At 64.8% G+C, this 19394-nt stretch carries 21 protein-coding genes; 6 read left to right on the forward strand and 15 right to left on the reverse strand.

The window, feature by feature from the left end; all coding sequences use genetic code 11:
* Positions 1-45: 45 nt before the first annotated feature.
* From DOM56_RS18255 to DOM56_RS18300, 10 genes are all read right to left on the reverse strand, one after another.
* The gene (locus DOM56_RS18255) at positions 46-1644 is read right to left on the reverse strand and encodes an isocitrate lyase (protein ID WP_110710441.1); all 1599 of its coding nucleotides are present in this window, start codon (positions 1642-1644) and stop codon (positions 46-48) included.
* A gap of 444 nt (positions 1645-2088) precedes the next feature.
* Complete coding sequence (locus DOM56_RS18260) at positions 2089-3441, reverse strand: adenosylmethionine--8-amino-7-oxononanoate transaminase (RefSeq protein WP_110710442.1); 1353 nt, start codon at positions 3439-3441, stop codon at positions 2089-2091.
* Positions 3442-3503: 62 nt separating this feature from the next.
* Positions 3504-4205, reverse strand: coding sequence for a dethiobiotin synthase (gene bioD / locus DOM56_RS18265; protein WP_110710443.1), 702 nt, complete (start codon positions 4203-4205; stop codon positions 3504-3506).
* Positions 4206-4221: 16 nt separating this feature from the next.
* Positions 4222-5046, reverse strand: a complete 825-nt coding sequence (locus tag DOM56_RS18270; RefSeq protein WP_110710444.1) for a methyltransferase domain-containing protein — start codon at positions 5044-5046, stop codon at positions 4222-4224.
* A complete protein-coding gene (locus DOM56_RS18275; RefSeq protein WP_110710445.1) occupies positions 5043-5795 on the reverse strand; it encodes an alpha/beta fold hydrolase in 753 nt (250 codons plus the stop codon). The genes DOM56_RS18270 and DOM56_RS18275 overlap by 4 nt, the downstream gene beginning before the upstream one ends.
* On the reverse strand, positions 5792-7051 hold the full coding sequence (gene bioF, locus DOM56_RS18280; RefSeq protein ID WP_348627145.1) for an 8-amino-7-oxononanoate synthase: 1260 nt from the start codon (positions 7049-7051) through the stop codon (positions 5792-5794). Before bioF ends, DOM56_RS18275 begins: the two co-directional genes overlap by 4 nt.
* 8 nt (positions 7052-7059) lie before the next feature.
* Positions 7060-8208: a biotin synthase BioB gene (bioB, locus tag DOM56_RS18285; protein ID WP_348627146.1), complete on the reverse strand. Its 1149-nt coding sequence runs from the start codon at positions 8206-8208 to the stop codon at positions 7060-7062.
* A 155-nt stretch (positions 8209-8363) separates the two neighbouring features.
* Positions 8364-9803, reverse strand: coding sequence for an arylsulfotransferase family protein (locus DOM56_RS18290; RefSeq protein ID WP_110710447.1), 1440 nt, complete (start codon positions 9801-9803; stop codon positions 8364-8366).
* 317 nt (positions 9804-10120) lie between these two features.
* Positions 10121-10339: a 4-oxalocrotonate tautomerase family protein gene (locus DOM56_RS18295; protein WP_110600539.1), complete on the reverse strand. Its 219-nt coding sequence runs from the start codon at positions 10337-10339 to the stop codon at positions 10121-10123.
* A gap of 182 nt (positions 10340-10521) precedes the next feature.
* Complete coding sequence (locus tag DOM56_RS18300; protein ID WP_110710448.1) at positions 10522-11262, reverse strand: SDR family oxidoreductase; 741 nt, start codon at positions 11260-11262, stop codon at positions 10522-10524.
* A gap of 130 nt (positions 11263-11392) precedes the next feature.
* Here DOM56_RS18300 and DOM56_RS18305 point away from each other — a divergent pair, with 130 nt between their 5' ends.
* Entirely contained in the window at positions 11393-12295 is a 903-nt protein-coding gene (locus tag DOM56_RS18305) for a LysR family transcriptional regulator (protein WP_110710449.1), read from the forward strand.
* 564 nt (positions 12296-12859) lie between these two features.
* Here DOM56_RS18305 and DOM56_RS18310 read toward each other — a convergent pair.
* On the reverse strand, positions 12860-13012 hold the full coding sequence (locus DOM56_RS18310; protein ID WP_110600529.1) for a metallothionein: 153 nt from the start codon (positions 13010-13012) through the stop codon (positions 12860-12862).
* Positions 13013-13279: 267 nt separating this feature from the next.
* Here DOM56_RS18310 and DOM56_RS18315 point away from each other — a divergent pair, with 267 nt between their 5' ends.
* Positions 13280-14419 carry an N-acetylmuramoyl-L-alanine amidase gene (locus tag DOM56_RS18315; protein WP_110710450.1) on the forward strand — a complete coding sequence of 380 codons (1140 nt, stop codon included), beginning with the start codon at positions 13280-13282 and terminating at the stop codon, positions 14417-14419.
* Positions 14420-14536: 117 nt separating this feature from the next.
* Here the strand turns inward: DOM56_RS18315 and DOM56_RS18320 are convergent, their stop codons facing one another.
* A complete protein-coding gene (locus DOM56_RS18320; protein ID WP_198655835.1) occupies positions 14537-14857 on the reverse strand; it encodes an amino acid ABC transporter ATP-binding protein in 321 nt (106 codons plus the stop codon).
* Between the two features lie 129 nt (positions 14858-14986).
* On the opposite strand from DOM56_RS18320, the gene DOM56_RS18325 reads away from it, so the two are divergent.
* From DOM56_RS18325 to DOM56_RS18345, 4 genes are all read left to right on the forward strand, one after another.
* On the forward strand, positions 14987-15217 hold the full coding sequence (locus tag DOM56_RS18325; protein ID WP_110710451.1) for a hypothetical protein: 231 nt from the start codon (positions 14987-14989) through the stop codon (positions 15215-15217).
* A gap of 73 nt (positions 15218-15290) precedes the next feature.
* Positions 15291-15716: a nuclear transport factor 2 family protein gene (locus DOM56_RS18330; protein WP_110710452.1), complete on the forward strand. Its 426-nt coding sequence runs from the start codon at positions 15291-15293 to the stop codon at positions 15714-15716.
* Positions 15717-16039: 323 nt separating this feature from the next.
* Positions 16040-16954 carry a GTP cyclohydrolase FolE2 gene (folE2, locus tag DOM56_RS18340; protein WP_110710465.1) on the forward strand — a complete coding sequence of 305 codons (915 nt, stop codon included), beginning with the start codon at positions 16040-16042 and terminating at the stop codon, positions 16952-16954.
* 34 nt (positions 16955-16988) lie between these two features.
* Positions 16989-17672, forward strand: coding sequence for a DUF1826 domain-containing protein (locus tag DOM56_RS18345; protein WP_232822359.1), 684 nt, complete (start codon positions 16989-16991; stop codon positions 17670-17672).
* A 141-nt stretch (positions 17673-17813) separates the two neighbouring features.
* Here DOM56_RS18345 and copD read toward each other — a convergent pair whose 3' ends face one another.
* From copD to DOM56_RS18360, 3 genes are all read right to left on the reverse strand, one after another.
* Complete coding sequence (copD, locus tag DOM56_RS18350) at positions 17814-18707, reverse strand: copper homeostasis membrane protein CopD (protein ID WP_110710454.1); 894 nt, start codon at positions 18705-18707, stop codon at positions 17814-17816.
* On the reverse strand, positions 18704-19111 hold the full coding sequence (copC, locus tag DOM56_RS18355) for a copper homeostasis periplasmic binding protein CopC (protein ID WP_110710455.1): 408 nt from the start codon (positions 19109-19111) through the stop codon (positions 18704-18706). The genes copD and copC overlap by 4 nt, the downstream gene beginning before the upstream one ends.
* A gap of 116 nt (positions 19112-19227) precedes the next feature.
* Positions 19228-19374, reverse strand: a complete 147-nt coding sequence (locus tag DOM56_RS18360; RefSeq protein WP_198655836.1) for a hypothetical protein — start codon at positions 19372-19374, stop codon at positions 19228-19230.
* Positions 19375-19394: the final 20 nt, after the last annotated feature.

A 19394-nucleotide genomic window follows, 5' to 3' on the forward strand; every position in this document is an offset into this window, starting at 1 on the left:
GAGACATGGCCCGCCGTCGTTGCAGGCTGGATGGAAAGACGAGGCTCAGCCGAACTGGTTCATGGTGTTGAGCCCGCCACCGGCCTTGAGCGCTGCGGCACCGGAAAAGTACTCCTTGTGGTCGTCGCCGAGGTTGGAACCGGCCATGTCCTGATGCTTGACCGAGGCCAGGCCTCGACGGATCTCCCGGCGCTGGACGCCAGCGACGTAGGCCAGCATCCCGGCCTCGCCGAAGTAACCCTCGGCCAGCTCGTCGGTGGAGAGCGCCGCCGTGTGGTAGGTCGGCAAGGTGATCAGGTGGTGGAAGACGCCGGCTTCACGGGCCGCATCGCGCTGGAACGCCTGGATCCGACGATCCGCCTCCTGCGCCAGCTCGGAGTCGTCGTAGGCCGCGCTCATCAGTTGGCCGCGTTCGATGCCTGCGAGCGACCGCCCTTCCCGTTCCCAGTCGTCGAAGACTTGCTGACGGAAGTTGAGCGTCCAGTTGAACGACGGCGAATTGTTGTAAACCAGCTTGGCATTCGGCACGACCTGGCGGATGCGGTCGACCATGCCGGCGATCTGGCCGACATGGGGCTTTTCGGTCTCGATCCACAGCAGGTCGGCGCCGTTCTGCAGGGCGTTGATGCAGTCCAGCACGACGCGATCCTCGCCGGTATCGGAACGGAAACGGTAGAGTCCGTTGGCGAGACGCAGTGGCTTGCGCAGGTCGCCGTCGAGCTTGATCACCGTATCGCCCTCGTTGACATCGTCCGCCGAGCAGATCGGCACGGTGCAGAGGAAGCTGTTGTACTGGTGGGCGAGATCCCCCGGCTCCTTGCTGACCGGCAGCTTCTGGGTCAGGCCGGCGCCCAGCGAGTCGGTCCGGGCGACGATCACGCCCTCCTCCACCCCGAGTTCCAGGAATGCATGGCGAACCGCGTTGATCTTGGCGACGAAGTCCTCGTGGGGGACGGTGACCTTGCCATCCTGGTGGCCGCACTGCTTGGCATCCGACACCTGGTTTTCGAGCTGGATGCAGCAGGCGCCGGCTTCGATCATCTTCTTCGCCAGCAGATAGGTCGCCTCCTCGTTGCCGAAGCCGGCATCGATGTCGGCAATGATCGGGACGACATGGGTCTCGAAGCTATCGATCTTCTCCACGATGCCTCGCGCCATCACCTCGTTGCCCTGCTTCCTGGCGCTGTCCAGTTCCCGGAAAAGCAGCGTCAGCTCCCTGGCGTCCGCCTGGCGAAGAAAGGTGTAGAGCTCTTCGATCAGGGCCGGGACAGCCGTCTTCTCATGCATCGACTGGTCGGGAAGCGGGCCGAATTCCGAACGCATGGCGGCGATCATCCAGCCGGACAGGTAGAGATACCGGCCCTGAGTCGTACCGTGGTGTTTCTTGATGGCGATCATCTTCTGCTGACCGACGAAGCCGTGCCAGCATCCCAGCGATTGGGTATAGCGGGAAGGGTCCCGGTCGTAGGCCGCCATGTCGCGGCGCATCACGGCGGCGGTGTAGCGGGCGATGTCGAGACCGGTACGGAAGCGGTTCTGGGCCCGCATCCGTGCCACGTTTTCGGGATCGATGTTGTTCCAGCGGCCGTTCTGTTCCAGACGCAATCGCTCGAGTGAATCGATATCGCTCTGATAGATGGACATGACACTCTCCACACAGGAATGGGAATACTCTCCTGGAGCCGGTTTCTTCTCCTGTCATTTTCAACGACCAAAAACGGCCGTTTTAATTCTGACATTGGAAAGAAAAAGCCCCATCGGCGAAGTCACTATGTGAGAAACGATGCCATGCCAACAATCCGTACTTAGCCGCCATCAGGGTAAGGCTTCTACCAAAAATGGCGCTTATGGATGAATCCTGTAGTCATGTATGACGTATGATGCGAGTCACTCCAGCGCAGGGAAATCATTCGCCGGAAAACCGCTGACCTCCTGCCAGATTTCAAACGGCTTCCAAAACCTCTGCGGTTTCATCACCTTGGAGGCACCGCGACGCCGTGGCCCCGGCCACGGGGTGGCTGCCGGACGCCATGGTGCCGGCCAACGGACCTGCGACTTTCGTCGACAGGTAGCTAGCCGGGTTTCAAATTATTTATCCGCGGTAGCCAGTTCCAGCCCTTCGTGGGTGACCTCCGCCACCAGGGCCAGTTCCTCCGGCGAGATCGTGTAGGGCGGCATCCAGTAGATGACGTTGCCCAGCGGTCGCAGCATCACGCCGCGCGAGAGCGCGTGCTCGTAGACGCGCAGGCCGCGACGCTCGCGGAAGTCGTAAGGCGTCAGGCTGGCCTTGTCCGCGACCATCTCGATCGCCACCACCATGCCGGTCTGGCGAACGTCGCCGACATGGGGATGGTCACGCAGCGGTTCGGCCAGCCGCCCCATCGCCTCGGCCTTGCCCCGGTTGGTGGCGATCACATCGTCCTGCTCGAAGATATCCAGCGTCGCCAGCGCGGCGGCGCAGGCCAGCGGGTTGCCGGTATAGCTGTGGGAGTGCAGGAACGCCTTGAGCGTCGAGTAGTCGTCGTAGAAGGCGGCGTAGACCTCATCGGTGGTCATCACCACCGACAGCGGCAGGTAGCCGCCGGTGAGCGCCTTGGAGAGACACAGGAAGTCGGGGCGAACGCCGGCCTGCTCGCTGGCGAACAGTGTCCCGGTGCGGCCGAAGCCGACGGCGATCTCGTCGAAGATCAGCTGCACGCCGTGGCGGTCGCAGGCTTCGCGCAGCCAGCTGAGATACTCCGGCGGGTACATGCGCATGCCGCCGGCGCACTGAATCAGCGGTTCGACGATGACCGCCGCCAGCTCGTGGGCGTGGCGCGCCAGTGCCGCTTCCATGTGCGCGAAGGCGTCCCGCGCCTGGTCGACCCACTGGTCTCGCGGCAGGCCGAAGCCATCCGGCGCCGGCACCTTGATCACGTCCAGCAGCAGCGAGCGGTAGGTATCGGTGTAGAGCGCCACGTCTCCCACCGAGAGCGCACCCAGCGTCTCGCCATGGTAGCCGTTGGTGATGGTCAGAAAACGCCGCTTCTCCGGCCGCCCGACATTGCGCCAGTAGTGGTAGCTCATCTTGAGCGCGATCTCGACGGCGGAAGAGCCGTTGTCGGCGTAGAAGCAGTGGCCGAGTCCGGCGGGTGCCAGTCGGCCGAGTCTTTCCGAGAGTTCGATCACCGGCTGATGGGTGAAGCCGGAGAGGATTACGTGCTCGAGCTCGTCGAGCTGCCGCTTGATCCGGTCGTTGATCCGGTCGTTGGCATGTCCGAACACGTTGACCCACCAGGAGCTGACGATATCGAGATAGCGCTTGCCCTCGAAATCCTCCAGCCATACACCCTTGCCGCGCCGGATCGGTACGACGGGTAGCGTCTCGTGGTCCTTCATCTGCGTGCAGGGGTGCCAGAGGCTGGCCAGGTCCCGCTGCATCCAGTCGCTATTGCGGTTCATGTGTCGTCTCTTGCGGTGTGAAGTCTTGCCGGGGTTCGCCGTTGCCACTCAGCCGAAGACGTTCAGGCAGGGTCGTTCAGCAGCGGCTCGAGGTCGAGAAAGTCGGCGGTGGTCTCGGCATCCGGGGAAGCGAGCCACGGCACCACGCCCAGGCAGGGGACGCCGCCCTGCCCGCCGAGCCAGTGCGTCAGCGCCTCGAGGTTCTCCTCCAGGCGCGGGGTATCGGGTTCGAGCGTGTTGGCGACCCAGCCGGCGATGCGCACCCCGTCGCGCTGGATCGCTTCCAGCGTCAGGCGGGCATGGTTGATCGCACCCAGGCGCACGCCCACCACCAGCACCACGGGGATTTGCAGCGCCACCGCCAGTTCCGGGATCGACTCGCGCTCGTTGAGCGGGACGCGCCAGCCGCCCGCCCCTTCGATCAGGGTGAGATCGGCGCCGCGTTCCAGCAGCGTTCGCATCGGCTCGGCCAGCCGTGGGATGTCGAGCGCGACGCCGGCTTCGTGGGCGGCGATATGAGGCGCGATGGCGGGCTCGAAGGCGAAGGGGTTGATCGCCTCGTACGGTAGTGCCGGGTGGCACTGGGCCTGAATGGCCAGCGCATCGGCGTTGCGCCACCCTTGCGGGTTGCGCTCGCAGCCGGAGGCGACCGGCTTGCCGCCCGCGACGGTCAGTCCCCGGCGCCTGGCGGCGGCCATCAATCCCGTGGTGATCACGGTCTTGCCGGCGTCGGTATCGGTGCCGGTGACGAAGTAGGCGTGCATATCTCGATCCTGGCGGCTAACGACGTTGCATCAGCACGGTGGCGACGCGGTAGCGGGTGGGAATCCCGGCCGGCTCCCGCCAGCGCTCCAGCGCCTGGGCCAGCCGGTCGAAGCGGCGACGACCGAACAGGCCACCACTGGCCCCCGCCGACGCCGTCATCGTGTTGGCGCCGATCCGCTTCAGCGCACGCATCGTCTCCGCCGGCGTGGCGTGGTGGGTTCGGCGCGTGGTCATGGTCACTTCGGCCGCTTGCCAGCCGGGAGCCCGCAGCGTTTCGACCAGCCTGGCTTCCGCCAGGAACTCGTTGACGTGGGTCTCGCCATCGACCTGCTGCCACGCCCATTGCAGCTCCTCCAGCGTGCCCTCGCACAAGGTGGTGAAGCCGAGCCAGCCACCGGGCGCCACCACCCGAGCGGCCTCGCCCAGAAACGCCTCGAGCGAATCGCACCACTGCACCGCCAGGCTCGACACCATCAGATCGGCGCTGCCATCGGCCAGCGGCATCGACTCCGCACAGCCGGTCACCCAATGGATCGAACGCCCGGCATGGCGTCGACGGGCCTGATCCAGCATGCCGGGGGCGATGTCCAGCCCGATGGCAAGCCCACCTTGGCGCTCGGCCAGGCGCGACACCAGATAGCCGGTACCGCAGCCGATATCGACCAGCGCGCGGCAGGAGTCCGGTTGCGGCAGCCGCGCCAGCAGGTCGTCGGCGACGGCCTGCTGCAACTGGGCGGCGCCGTCATAACCGGGCGCGGCCCGGGAGAAGGCGTCGGCGATCCGCTGCCGGCGGCTCTCCCCGGCGGCAGCCAGGCGGCGTGAAGACGTCGTCGCGGTCATGGGCCGGCCTCGTCGGCGTCGGCGGCGAGGATGAAGGTTGCCATCCGCTCCGCGGTCTCCTCGGCGTATTCCAGCGGAAAGGCGTGGCCGGCATCCGCGATCGATGCCGTGCGTCCACCCCGGGGCAGGCGCGCGGCAATGGCGTGGCGCGCGGCCGCCGGCACCAGGGCATCGTCTTCCCCGAACAGATGTAGCTGCGGGATCTTCAGCGTCGGCGGGACCTCACGCAGATCGAGGGAGGACAACACCCCCAATCCGGCCATGGCCTGATCGAGTGGCGTCGTCTCCAGCGCCGCCAGCAACTCTCGCCCCAGCCGACGAGTGTCCCGGCCGCCCTGAGCGCTCAACCGGGCGAATCGCCTGAAGGTCCGGGTGGGTGATTCCCGCAGGCCGTGTCGGAAATCTTCCAGCGCTTCCCCGGTCATCGCCTGCGGCCAGCCTGATCGGGTAACGAAGCTGGCGTTGGCGGCCAGCGCAATCAGACCCCGCGCCCGACGACCGCGCCACTGTGCCAGCGCGGTGGCCAGCATCCCGCCCAGGGACCAGCCCGCCAGCCAGGCGTCCTGTGGCAGCGCATGGTCGAGCGCCGCCACCCAGCTCTCGGGCCGGTGACTGGTCAAGCCGGGATACTCGATGCACTCGACCCGATAGCTCGGGGGCAGCCGCCGACGCAGGGCATCGGCCAACGGCGCCAGCGGTGCCGAACCGAGCGCCCAGCCGGGCAGGAGCAAGAGGGTCTGCGCGCTCATACCGGCCGGCCTGTGCGGGATAGCCGGCGAGCGGCCTCGAACAGCCCGCTCAGCAGCCGGTCGAGATCGTCATGCGTATGGGCCGCCGAGAGCGTGAAGCGCAGCCGCGAGGTACCCTCCGGCACCGTGGGGGGACGGATCGCGCTGCACCAGAGCCCGGCCTCCTGCAGCGCCGCCGCCAGCGCCAGCGCCGCGGCTTCGTTGCTACCACGCTCGCCCGCCGCCCGGCGCCAGCTCGGCCCGACCACCAGCGGCTGGATCGGCGTCTCCGACGGCATCAGGTGTAGATCGAATTCGCTCAGGCTGGAGACTTCATGACGGAAGCGTCGGACCAGAGAGGAGAGATGATCACGGCGTTCCGGCTCGTCGTCGACGATATCCAGGCTGGTCAGCGTTGCCCACGCCAGCGCGGGCGAGAGACTGGTGGTGTAGATGTAGGGGCGGGAGAACTGGATCAGCGCCTCGATCAGCGCCTCGCTGCCGGCGACGAACGCCCCCTGGGTGCCGAGCGCCTTGCCCAGCGTACCGACAGTGGCCGCGATCCGTTCCGGCGCGATCCCCTGCGCCTGGCGCGTCCCGCCGCCCTCTTCGCCCAGCACGCCCAGCCCGTGGGCGTCGTCGATCATCAACCACGCCCGCTGGCGCTCGCACTGCGCCGCCAGTGGGTCCAGGTCGGCGACGTCACCGTCCATACTGAACACGCCATCGCTGACGACCAGGGCGCGCCGCTGGCCGGCCAGCGACGCCAGCCGTTCGCCGCAATCGTCGGCGTTGCGGTGGGCGAAGCGCTCCAGCCGGGCGCCGGCCAGCCGTGTCGCGTCCAGCAGCGAGGCGTGGTTGAGGCGGTCGTGGAGTGCCACGTCCCCGCGTCCCAGCAGCGTGGAGATGACGCCAAGATTGGCCTGATAGCCGCTGGAGAAGAGCAGCGCCCGCGGATAACCGGTCAACCGGGCCAGGCGCCGCTCCAGCCGTTCGTGGGCCTCGCCGTGGCCGCAGACCAGATGCGACGCGCCGCCGCCGGTGCCGAAGCGCCGGGCCCCTTCCGCCAGCGCCTCGGCCAGACGTGGATCCCCCGCCAGCCCGAGGTAGTCGTTGCTGCAGAAGGCCAGCATCTCGCGCCCCTGGCGCCGAAAGCGTGGCCCGATGCCGGTCGTCGTCGCCCGCTGGCGATAACGCTGGTGTTGCCGCTGGCGCGCCAGCCGCGCCGTCAGCACGCTATCCAGCGAATCGTCCCGCGCTTCGCGCGTTGTCTCCACGACCTCGCTCATGCCTGGGCCGTGGCGTCGGTGACCATGGCGTCGAGCCGGGCTCGGGTCACCCGCTCCCGCAGGGCGGCCTCGTGGACACTGTCGTCGACATCCTCGCGGCGCTCGGGATGCAGCCCCAGGCGATCGAAGAGCCGCTGGTCATGGCTCGCCTGAGGGTTGTCCGCGGTGAGCAGGCGCTCGCCGTAGAAGATGGAGTTGGCGCCAGCGAGGAACGCCAGCGCCTGGGTCTCGTCGCTCATCAGTTCGCGCCCGGCGGCCAGTCGCACGTGGGAGCGCGGCATCAGAATACGCGCGACGGCGATGGTTCGGATGAAATCTATGGGATCGAGATCCTCGACGTGCTCGAGCGGCGTGCCCTGAATCCGGATCAGCATGTTGATCGGCACGCTTTCGGGGTGCTCGGGCAGGTTGGCCAGCTGCTGCAACAACCCCGCCCGGTCGCCGACGCTCTCGCCCATGCCGAGAATGCCGCCGCTACAGATCTTCATGCCGGACTGGCGGACGTGGTCCAGGGTCTCCAGGCGGTCGGCGTAGGTGCGGGTGGTGATGATTTCGCCGTAGTACTCCGGCGAGGTGTCGAGGTTGTGGTTGTAGTAGTCGAGCCCGGCCTCACCGAGCTGCTCGGCCTGGTCGCGGTTCAACATACCCAGCGTCATGCAGGTCTCGAGTCCCATGGCCCGCACGCCTCGCACCATCTCCAGCACGTAGGGCATGTCCTTGGCGCTGGGATGCTTCCACGCCGCCCCCATGCAGAAGCGGCTCGCGCCGATCGCCTTGGCCTTGCGCGCTTCCTCGAGCACGGCCTCGACCTGCAGTAGCTTCTCGCGTTCGAGCCCGGTGTTGTAGTGCCCGGACTGGGGACAGTACTTGCAATCCTCCGGGCAGGCGCCGGTCTTGATCGACAGCAGCGTGGAGACCTGGACGGCATTGGGGTCGAAGTGCTGGCGGTGCACGCTCTGCGCCTGGAACAGCAGATCGTTGAACGGGCGCTCCAGCAGCGCCTGGATCTCCGCCCGCTGCCAGTCGTGGCGCAGCGGCGTGGTTTCCGTTGCGGAGAGCGACCTGCCCTCGGCTGCCGACGGTGCGCGGCTTTCCGTTCGAGCCGACAGCATGCTGTTTTGCGTTTGCGAGAGAGGCGTTGCCATGGGCCCAGTCAACCTTGGTGATTTAATGAGTTAACTGAATGGTGGCACGACCCTTGGTCAACTTCAAATACAAACCGGGTTGACTGAACCCAAAACGCCATGCCGGCATCGGCATGGCGTCCCGAGGTGAGGCCGACGAGCGCCGGCTCGCCATCTCAGGTAGCCGGCGCACCGTCTCCGGCTTCATCGGCCCGGGTCCGCAGCGCCTCGGAGCCGCCGTTGTCGCCGAGATCCAGTGACCGGGCGAAGTCGCTGTCGAAGCTCGCGGGATCGAGCCGCTGCGACCAGCCGATGATCGGAATCATGTCGTCGTTCGGACCTCCCCTCGTCGGCAAGACGTACTCCCACGCAACCTGGCCTTCCCGGGTCACTTCCACCAGGCGACCGCCATCGGATTCGCTGATCAGGGTATTGCCGTTGTCGAGTCGATGTTGGTCGCCGCGGATCTCGCTCTCCAGCGGACGCTCCGGCGTGCCGGCATACTGCCAGACGATCTGCAGGGTGCGAGGGTCGAACTCCACGACCCGCGATTCGCCCTCGGGGGTGTGGTAGTGACCACGGTTGTCGAACATCACGATATCGCCGTTGGGCAATACGTCGGGATCGTGCTGGCGAATCCATGGGCCGCGCGTCGCCCAGGTGATCTTCTGCGAGCGCGGGTCGAACACCGCGATGGAGCTGGTCTCGCGGAACGACAGCAGCAGATCGCCCGGATTGCCGAAGGGGAAGTTGCGGGCCTTGGCTTCGGTGAGGTAATCCACCGCATTGGCGTGAATGGGATCTCCCACCATGACCCCCGGCACGTTGTTCAGCAATTCGTTGAACGGCGAGTGCTGGAGCGCCGGCAGCAGGCGGGTACGCTGCAGCTCCTCGCCCTCCGGCGACAGCACCACCAGCGAGTCCTCGAGACGCGGCGGCTCAAGGTAGTCCAGCCCTTCGATCTCGTCGTCGAAGATGCCGTGGATCAGCGCATAGATATTGCCGTCCGGCGCGACGGCGAACTGGTGATGCGCTCGGCCGGCATAGCGCCAGATCACATTGGAGTCCTTGTCCAGCTTGACCAGCCCGTAGCCGTAGGGCGTGTCGCCATTGCCCTCGTAGAGCGCGATCAGGTCACCGTTGGGCAGCACTTGCGCATTGCGGAAGTGAATGAACTCGTCCGGCCGCGGATTGGCCACGCCCTTCCCGTCGGCCCACACCTCGCTGTAGGGCTTGCGCCACTCGTGGATCACCTTGCCGTGCATGTCGACGAGATACGCAGCCGGCTCGGTGCCCACGGTGTAGAGCGTCAGGCCATTGCGGGCGAGACCGGGATCATACTGGGTGACGCCCTTGGCATCGGTGCGCTGGGGGCGCCAGATATCGCCCTTGTAGACGTCGTTGTAGTCGGTCGCCTGATGGTAGAGCGCCTGCCCCGCCTGGTAGGCGTGCTGAATCTGCGGTCCGGGAAATATCTCGGTGACCACGGAGAAAGCCCCGATCACGAACACCAGCACCAAGGCCGCGATGATCGAGAGGGTCTTGAAGAGTTTATCGGTGAACGTGTCGGCATCCTGCCGGACCGGGCGCTTTTCGGGCGTCTTGGGCGAATCCATGATTCCACCATCCTGTATGGCTTCCAGGTGGAGCGCGGTTGGACCGTCGCTCGTCGATTTCGGACGAGCGTTAGAGCGGGATGGTGATGAGGAGGTTCAGCGGGGTGTGTTGTCTTAACGTTGTCCTTCGACGTCATTTACGTAACGTTTTCATCGACGTCGGGATCATCGTCGACAGGGAAGTAGCCTCGAGACGGAGATGGTCCCAAGGCCTGTCGAGATTCCTTGCACGAACCGCGTTGGCGCCGCCCGGCGTAAGAGGCAAGGCACGATGGACGGCCCCACCTGTGCCGGGCCGACGCCGTCATTATTCCCTATCAGGTACTCTTGGACGGTAAGCCCATCTTCTCCAGCGTCAGCGTCTCATCCGCCCGTCCCCAGCCGCCATCGGCGACCTCTTCCACCAACACCATGGTGTAAGGTCGAACCTCCTCTCCGAAATACTCGACGAACATCTCGGTGGTGCGGTGAATGATGTCTTCCTTGCGGGCGTGATCGACAATGCCCTCCGGGAACTTATAGTTGGCAAATGGCATGATTTTTTCCTGTTCAATGACCTGTGAGGGTGGAACTCGATTCATCAGGGATGACTTATTGGATCGAACGCATGGGACGGTTCATCCCTCCTGGAAACCTTTCGGTTTCAGCAGCTGGCCAAAGCCGCTGGACGCCCCGGCCACCAGGATGACTTGACTCATCATCGAACTCTCCCTGTCGATCAGGCGAAGCCGCCATTGGCGCGCAGCACCTGGGCATTGACCCAGCCCCCGCTCGGCCCTGCCAGGAACCCCACCACGCCGGCGATCTCCTCCGGCTGGGCGAGTCGTTCCAACGGCGCCATGGCGGCAATCGACTGGATCTGCTCGTCGCTCTTGCCCTCGAGGAACAGATCGGTTGCCACGGGTCCGGGCGCCACGGAGTTGACGGTGATGTCGCGCCCACGCAGTTCATTGGCGAGCACTTTCACCAACCCCTCGACCCCCGCCTTGCTGGCGATGTAGGCCCCGTAACCGGGGAACGATTTCGCCAGCACCGACGAGGAGAGCGCGATGATGCGCCCCCCTTCCTGCAGTACCTCCGCGGCTTTCGCCATGACCAGCCAGCTGCCGCGCAGATTGGTCGCCAGGGTTCGGTCGAACAGCTCGATATTGGCAATCGAAATCGGTGCCAGATCCATGATGCCGGCACTGTTGACCACCACATCCAGGCGCCCGTACGTCTCCAGCGTCCGGTCGAACAGCCGGGCAACGGACTGCGGATCGGCGATATCGGCCTGGACCGTCATCGCCTGGCCGCCCTTGTCTTCGATGTCGGCGACAACCTGGGCCGCCAATGACGCGTTACCGGCATAGTTGACGACCACGATGAAACCGTCATCAGCGAGCTGGAAGGCGATCGAGCGCCCGATACCGCGAGAGGCGCCGGTAACGAGAGCGATCTTTCGGGTGACATCCGTCATGACTCTTCTCCTGGTCGAGTGACTATGGCCTTCTGCCATACGATACGAACGACGGAGAGTATTGCTGTTCGCCGCAGATCAATAAATTCGTTAAATTGAGAACACTATTCATTCACGGACAACAATAACGATGGACAAATTCGATGCCATGACGCTCTTCGTGCGCATCGTCGAGAGCGGTAGTTTCACCAAGGCCGCCAATGCGCTCGACATCCCCCGAGCCACTGCCACGCTCGCCATCCAACAATTGGAGAGCCGCCTCGGCGTTCGTCTGCTGGAGCGCACCACGCGCCAGGTCCGCCCGACCCCGGAAGGCGAGGCGTTCCACGAACGCTGCGTGCATCTACTGGCGGAGCTGGAGGACGCCGAGGCAATCCTGCGCCCGGTCTCCACCACGCCCTCCGGGGTGCTTCGGGTCGAGATGCACGGTGCCCACGCGCAATTGATCGTCCTGCCCCGCATCCAGGGGTTTCATGAGCAGCAACCCAAGCTGAACCTGGTCCTGACCAGCGGGGACCGCCGTGTCGACTTGATCGGAGAAGGGGTCGATTGCGCGATACGCGCCGGTATCCCGGAGGACTCGAGCCTGATTGCCCGCAAGTTGGCCGAAATGACCCAGGTCATTTGCGCCAGCCCGGCCTATCTGGCCAGTGCCGGCCACCCCAGCCACCCTGAAGCGCTACGATCACACCGGGTCGTTCGCTTCTTCTCAGGCGATGGCGCCATCGACAGCACGCTGGAGGTGGTCATCAATGGCCGCCCGCAGATGTTCGAAGCCGGCGGGTGGATCACGGTCAACGACGCTGCCAACTACATCGAATGTGCCCGGCAGGGCTGCGGCATGATTCAGTTGCCCCGCTTTCACGTTGCCCCCGAGCTCGCGACAGGCGAGCTCGTGGAGATCCTCCCCGACTGGCCCAAACCCAGCTTGCCTCTCTACGCGGTCTACCCGCAGCGCCGCCAGCTCTCACCCCGGGTCAAGGTCTTCCTGGATTGGCTGACGTCGATCTATGCCGAGCATCAGTTCGGTTGAACACCCACTCTCCTCGCGCCTGACCGTCGGCCTCGTCGGCTACGACATCGCCGTTTCCCGGCGTGGTTTTGCGACCTGCCAAGGCCGGCCCAGGAGACGTCGACACGGCTTGAATCCCGCGCTTCCGCCGGTTGTTGCCTCGACTGCCGGCACTCGTCGTCTTGGTGGACAACACCTGGCCTCTGATCTGACTGTCACCGTAACGTTCGTCGGACGAGTCATTTGAGCCTGACGGCAGCTCCCACAGGCCAGGCTGGTCGTGCTCAACGGCTCGGGATTCGATGGTTGGATGGCGCCGCTGCTCAAGAGCACCGGCGGTGACCCGCTGGAATCGACTCGATGACCGGGAAACCCCGCGTGCAACCGCACTGACAATCATCCTGCCATCGCCTCGTGGGTTTTGTTGAGGCCGATCGACCAGGCAACCTGCCGGTCAAACGAATGCAGGATCGGGCGTTTAGAGTGGCGCTGCTGGGGGGTATCGGGGGGAGGAAGCTATCGAGTCCTGAAGGCCGGACCAACAAAAAAACGGCGGCTGGACGCCGCCGTTATCGCGATCAGGTATCAGCCGCACTGGCAGTCGTGACCACAGTCCTTGCTGCCGTCGGCGTGGCCGCTGGCGCAGGATTGAGAGCAATAGAGCTTGCCTTGTGCCTCGATGGATTGATCGGTGACCTTGCAATCACATTTGGAACAAGCGCAGGTTGATTGAGACATCGGAGTCCTCCTCTGTTGACTCCACTCAATCTAGTCTAGTCGTGCCGCGTTATGTCATCACAGAATCACGCCAGCCATTGCCTGAAAATGAGTGCGCTCGCCCGTACGGCATTGAGCATCGACTGGGCACTGGCCCTGTTCGGCTATCTCTCGTCGACTTTTCAGACAGTGCCTGGCAGCAACGACGGTTTCAGGGCATTTCACCAATGTTATATTGTATCACTTGGTTTCTGAGTCATCTTTCTTTACCCGTCACGGACAGTCACCATGGACAGAAGACGTTTCATCACCACCCTGCTGGCCACCTGCCTACTCCCCAGTACCCGTGCACTTGCGAATCCGCTCACCCCATTCACGCTGACCGAAGATGAAGAACGCGCCAGCTTTGTCATCGAACTGGAGGGAAACGACGATCATCACGTCTTTACCCTGGATCATCCGCCCCGCATCGTCATCGATCTACCCCACGTCACTCGCATCGCGCCGGCACGACCGCCTCGCCAGCATGCCGGTATCGTCAAGGACGTGCGCACGGGACAGCGCGGCGGCGGCATACGCATCGTGCTCGACCTGAAGACGCTCAAACAACCGCAAACGCATGTTCGCCGGCTCGACGCCCATCGCTCGCAGTTGATCGTCAGCATCAACGACCCGGACCCGCTGATGGCCGCCGTCACCGCAGAGGCAAAGTCACACGATGCACCGCGCAAGGCCATCATCGAGATCGACGCCGGGCACGGCGGCAAGGATCCCGGCTGTATCAGCCATGACGATCACTACGAGAAGTATGTGGCGATGGGCGTGGCAGACTATCTCAAGGAGCGTCTCGACCAGGATCCGCGCTTCGAGCCATCGCTGACCCGGGACAGCGATATCTTCATCCCGCTGCACGAACGCGTGCTGATGGCGCGCAACCATCACGCCGACCTGTTCATGTCGATTCATGCCGATGCCGCCCCGTCGACCAGCGCCTCCGGGGCTTCCGTCTATATCCTCTCCCAGCATGGGGCCAGCTCGGCGATGGCGCGCTGGCTCGCCGAAAGTCAGAACAGTGCCGATCGCTACGCCTCGACGCGGGACAGCGACATCTACTCGGACGACCCCGACGTGCAATCCGTACTGATCGACCTGTCGATGCGCGGTACCGATGTCGCCAGCGAAAAACTCGCCAGGACGACGCTGACCAACCTCGGCGACGTGACGCATCTGCACAACGACCGCATCAACAAGGCGGCGTTCGCGGTGCTGAAGTCACCGGACATTCCCTCGATGCTGGTAGAGACCGGCTTCATGTCCAACCGCGGTGACTGCCAGCGCCTGCTGCGCAACGCCCATCAGCAGGCGCTCGCCGAGGCCCTGCATCAGAGCGTTGCCGACTTCTTCGAAAAGAACCCGCTACCCGGATGAACCAGCACTGGACACAGGCTCACTGGTCGAGCAAGGGACGCGAGCCTTCCGATAGAAGATCACCGTCCGTGTCCCGCTGATGGCGAGGGAGGAAGAGCGTCCGGACCCACCAGGTCTTCAGGGACGACCCAGAAAACGCTCGATCCGCTCGCTGATGTCGGCGAGGCCGGTTCTGTCGCCGAAGAAGAGCTCCTTGGCGCAGGCGGTGAGTACGCGGCCGTTCTCCATGAAGATCACGCGGTCGGCTGCCTCCCGCGCGAAGGGAATCTCGTGGGTGACGACCAGCCTGGTCATGCCGTTGTCGGCGAGCTTGCGCATGATGCCGAGCAGTTCGTCACGCCGCTCCGGACTCGACGCCGAGATGGTTTCGTCGAAGAAGATCCCCTCGGGATCCATCGCCAGGCCGCGAGCGATGGCAACGCGCTGTTTCGTCGGCAAGCCCGACCTGGCCCGAGCAGCGCTTCCCCGCGCAACAACGCCTTGGTCCGCTGGCGAGTCGATCAAAATAGTCTGAGCTTCACACCAAAAATGTTATAATATAACATTATATTTTGAGCGGAGATTGCCATGTCGACCCCACCAATCCCCACCACCTTCGAGGAGTGGCACCACTGCATCACCGTCGAGTGCCAGATTTCGCTGACCCGGGAATACGTGGCGCAGCGGCTGCAGGCACTGGACGACCCGCGCGACTATGCGACCCAGCGCCTGATCGCGTTCTACGGTCGACGCCACCACCAACAGGTCGTCAGCTGGTTCGAGCAAGCAGCGCGTTCATTCGCGTCGCCGTCGACCTAGCGCCATCGTCTTGCCGGCGCTGTCGTCAGATCGACGTTGGTAGCTCTTCCATTGGACAAGGAACCTTACTGCGATGCCTCATCCGACCTCCCCTGCCCTGACCGAACGCGACACCGAGTTCTGTCTCAACGCCGCCTCGCGTACGCTGGAACGCTGGGCGATCGCCGTCAGCCGGGGCGAGAAGGAGACCCTGCTTTCACTCTACGCCGAAGATGCGATTCTGGTACCCACGGTCGCCAATGACGTGCGCGAGAACCGCCACGAGCGCCAGCGCTACTTCGACAGCTTCCTCGCCAACGAGGCGCTGACCTGCGAACTCGGCGACTATTCACGCCGCGTCAGCCGCAAGCTGGGCACAGTCGTGGTCGGGGGACACTACGTCTTCAGCTATCGTCTGGAGGGAGAGACCGTCACCATCCCCGCCCGTTTCCTGTTCACCTTCGAGGAGATCCAGGGCGAATGGAGAATCACCGGCCACCACTCTTCTCAGCTCGCCTGAGCGTTGCTCGGGAAAGATGAACCACGTTCAAACGACTTGAACTGCCAGGCCGTGAAGCCGGCTGCCGGGCACCGCCTCTCCGGCGAGGGCTGGGATAGACATCGGTCCGTCCGTCGGCTGGCCAGGCTCGCGACAATGGACCGGGGAGTCGATCGCCCCCGACAGCATGTGCAGGTCGGCCGCCTCCAGTATCACCAACCCCCTCTGATGCGTGAGGTGGGATGATCCTCCCATCGAGACCCAGTCCCGGGTCGCTCCGGATTGCCGAAAACGTCCATGAAGCGTATGTTATGAGATAACATTTCATGAGACACCGATTGACCATGACTTCACTTCGCCCACTTCCCGATGTCGCCGGACAGATCGGCATGGCGGGTAGCCACCAGCCTCGCGCATTGCAACATGTCGGCATGGGCGGTATCGCTTCTCGCCTGCTGCTGGAGGATGGCACCCGGCTTCCGGTCACGGTGGACGTCGGCGTGAATCTGGCAGCCGGGCATCGGGGCATTCACATGTCGCGACTTTACCGCCTGCTCGACCGACTCGACGAAACGCCACTGAGTGTCGATGACTTCCGCGATCTGGGCGCTGCGCTGCTCGACAGCCAGGCAGGGATCAGCGAACGCCTCGAGCTCTCCCTGCATTTCGATCTGCCGCTGCGTCGACCGGCACTGTTGAGCGACGCCAGTGGCTGGCGACACTATCCGGTAACGCTCGCGCTCGGCGGCATGCGCGATGATCTGCACACCGTGCTGACGCTGTCGCTCGATTATTCGTCCACCTGCCCCTGCTCGACAGCCCTCGCCCGCCACGCCATGGCGCGGGACTGGCGCGCCTGGGCCGACGAGCATCCGGACGCCGCGCGTGACCCCGACACGCTAGCCCGCTGGATCGAGCAGGATGGCAGCTTCCCCACGCCACATAGTCAGCGCAGCCGGGCGCGCATTGCCCTCCTGCTGGCCGAGTCGACAACACTGGACTTCGCTTCCCGCATCGACGACTTCGAGCAGGCGCTGCAGACACCGGTGCAGACGCTGGTCAAGCGGATCGACGAACAGGCGTTCGCCGAGCGCAATGGGGCCAACCTCATGTTCTGCGAAGACGCCGCGCGGCGCCTTGGCGAGCGCTGCGAGGACCAACCCGGGGTCGACGGCTACCGCGTCGATATCACTCATGCCGAGAGCCTGCACGCCCACGATGCGGTTGCACGGATCGAGCACAACTTCGCCACGCGCTGAGTCGATCCGACCCGCGCCTCGCCAGGAGAGCCTCATGTCCGCGACGTCACTGTCAGCCCCGCAGGTATCCCCATCCGCCGGGAACGCCCTCGCCCCACTCGGTGGCAACACCGACACGATGCACTGGGTCATCGGCGACACCATTGACCATCTGCCGCGCATCTTCGATGACGGCATAACATTGAGTGTCATGCGGCGACCGCTCTCCGACGAGATCACGGCCAGTGTCGATGGCTTGATGCGGGAGTCGCGCTCGCTCGAATGGTCCTGGCGTGGCCCGGCCGACGACACCATGTGCGCCGATCTCGCGCGTAAACTGAAAGTGACGCAGGAGGAGGCGCTGGTCGCCGACGTGTGTCTGATGGCCGAGGCGATCGCCTACCTGTTCGACGCGCCTCAGATCGGCGTGCGACTGCGCAAGCTCGAAGGCGCCATGTGTCCGCGATTCCACGTCGACAATCTCGGCGTGCGCTTTATCACGACCTACGCCGGCGCTGGCACCGAGTGGCTTCCGGACGACGCCGCCGATCGCCGCGGCCTCGGCGCCGCCCACCCGGACAAACCGGACATCGTTCGCGACCCTGAGCGGATCCAGCGTCTGTCGTGTGGCGACCTGGCGCTGATGAAAGGCTCGAGCTGGATCGGCAACGCCGGACGCGGACTGATTCACCGCTCCCCGCCCGGCCAACGGCTGATACTCGCGATCGATCCAGGCTGAACCGGACGGCGCGAGACCGGCTCCCGATCCGCGTCGTCTTCAGAAATCCTGCCCGTAAAAGCCGGCAAGCCTATCGGTTGCCGGACCACTGCCGGCCGTTGGCGAACGCAGGCGGTCGGAGACGCCCTGCTCTCCCCTCGCTCAACGGCTCGGATTCCAGATACCGAACGTGGCGACGAGTCCTATTACTACCGCCAGGACGGCGATTTCAGCCAACGTCATACGTCTTAACGCACGATCAATTGGCGTTCCCCCAGCGCCCCGCCGCAATCGTGGCGAGAGCCAGTATCGATTGAACAGCGCCATGCTCGTCAACAGACCCACGAGCGCGATCTTGACCCAGAGCCACCGCTGATAACCCACCTCGAGATCGCCGGGCCACGCCCCGACGACCAGCCAGACATTGGCGACGCCAGTGGCGATGACGCCTGCGACCGCGACATGCCCCGCCCGCGAAAAGCGCATCAGCGCCCGGAGCGCGACCGGCTCGTGCGCAGGCCGACGAAAATCCCGCAGCAGACGCACCACCGGATAGAGCGCTCCGAACCAGAAGCCGGCGGCCAGCAGATGCAGCCAGTCGTTGCCGCGATGCAGCCACTGCAACCAGCCGGTATGGAGAGCGGTATGCCCGACGAGTACCGGGGAGACCAGCACCAATGCGGCCATGATGGCCACCGTCGCAGGCGTGCGTGAGCGCCTGGATAACGCGACCACCATCAGCAGCGCCGTCGTCGCGACCTGGTAGAACCAGGCCGAGCCACCCCGCGTCTGCGTCGCCACCAACCACAGGTTGGAAAGCTCTAGTCCGCCAGCCCAGTCGCCGACGATCGCCACACTGCTCGCCGGCAGCGTCATGACGGTCGCAGCGACCGTCATGATCAGCGCAGCGATCACCCAGCGCTGTATCGCTTGCCAGAGATCGCCGCGTAACGGCGTCGGCACCAGCAGGCAGACGCTGCTGGCGCCCCACAGGAAGAGCGTGCCCAGATAGAAGACGAAGCGGCTGGCGATCCATGCCGCATCGGCGTCAATCACGGTGTGACGTCGAAGCGATAGTCGCCCTCGGTCTTGTGGCCATCCACCGAGAGCACGTGCCACTGCACCTCGTAGTGGCCGGGATCGAGCGGTTCGGTGACGGGGGCCACCAGCGTCTTATCGTCGTCATCCAGCGTCGTCTCGCCCAGCTCGACGGCGTTGCCGTCGGCGTCGACCAGCTCGATGCCGCTGAACGGCAGTTCCAGCGCTTCGGTGAAGCCGAGTTCGATGGTCGCCGGCGAGCCGACTTCCGCATCCTCGGCCGGGCTTGCGCTGTCCAGATGGGCATGAGCGAAGGCCTGGGCGCTGACGAGGCACAGGCCGATCAGCGCCAGTCGTGCCAGGGAGCGCGGCCAGGCTGGCGGCCGCTTGAGGTCAGTCGGTTCGAAGGACGTACGTGTCATGAGAGTAGACTCCTTTGAGGTCTTGGCGTGCGTGCCGCGGCGGCGGGTCGAAATGCGCCGCCACGACGTCAGGATGGGGTCAAGTCACCGCGGCCCCTGGTTTCTGAAAAGACAGCTCAGAAATGAAAGTCCAGCTTCGCCCACAGCATACGCCCCGGATCGTTGACCCGCGTGTCGCCCGGGTAGCCGAAGCCCGCATTGCCGGCGAGGTTCAGGTGCTCGCTGTCGGTGTTGTCGAACAGGTTGTCGATGCCGGTACTCACCGTGAAGTCGGGATTGATAC

Origin of the sequence: Salinicola sp. CR57, assembly GCF_003206585.1 — a bacterium.
GTDB classification, from domain to species: Bacteria; Pseudomonadota; Gammaproteobacteria; order Pseudomonadales; family Halomonadaceae; genus Salinicola; species Salinicola lusitanus.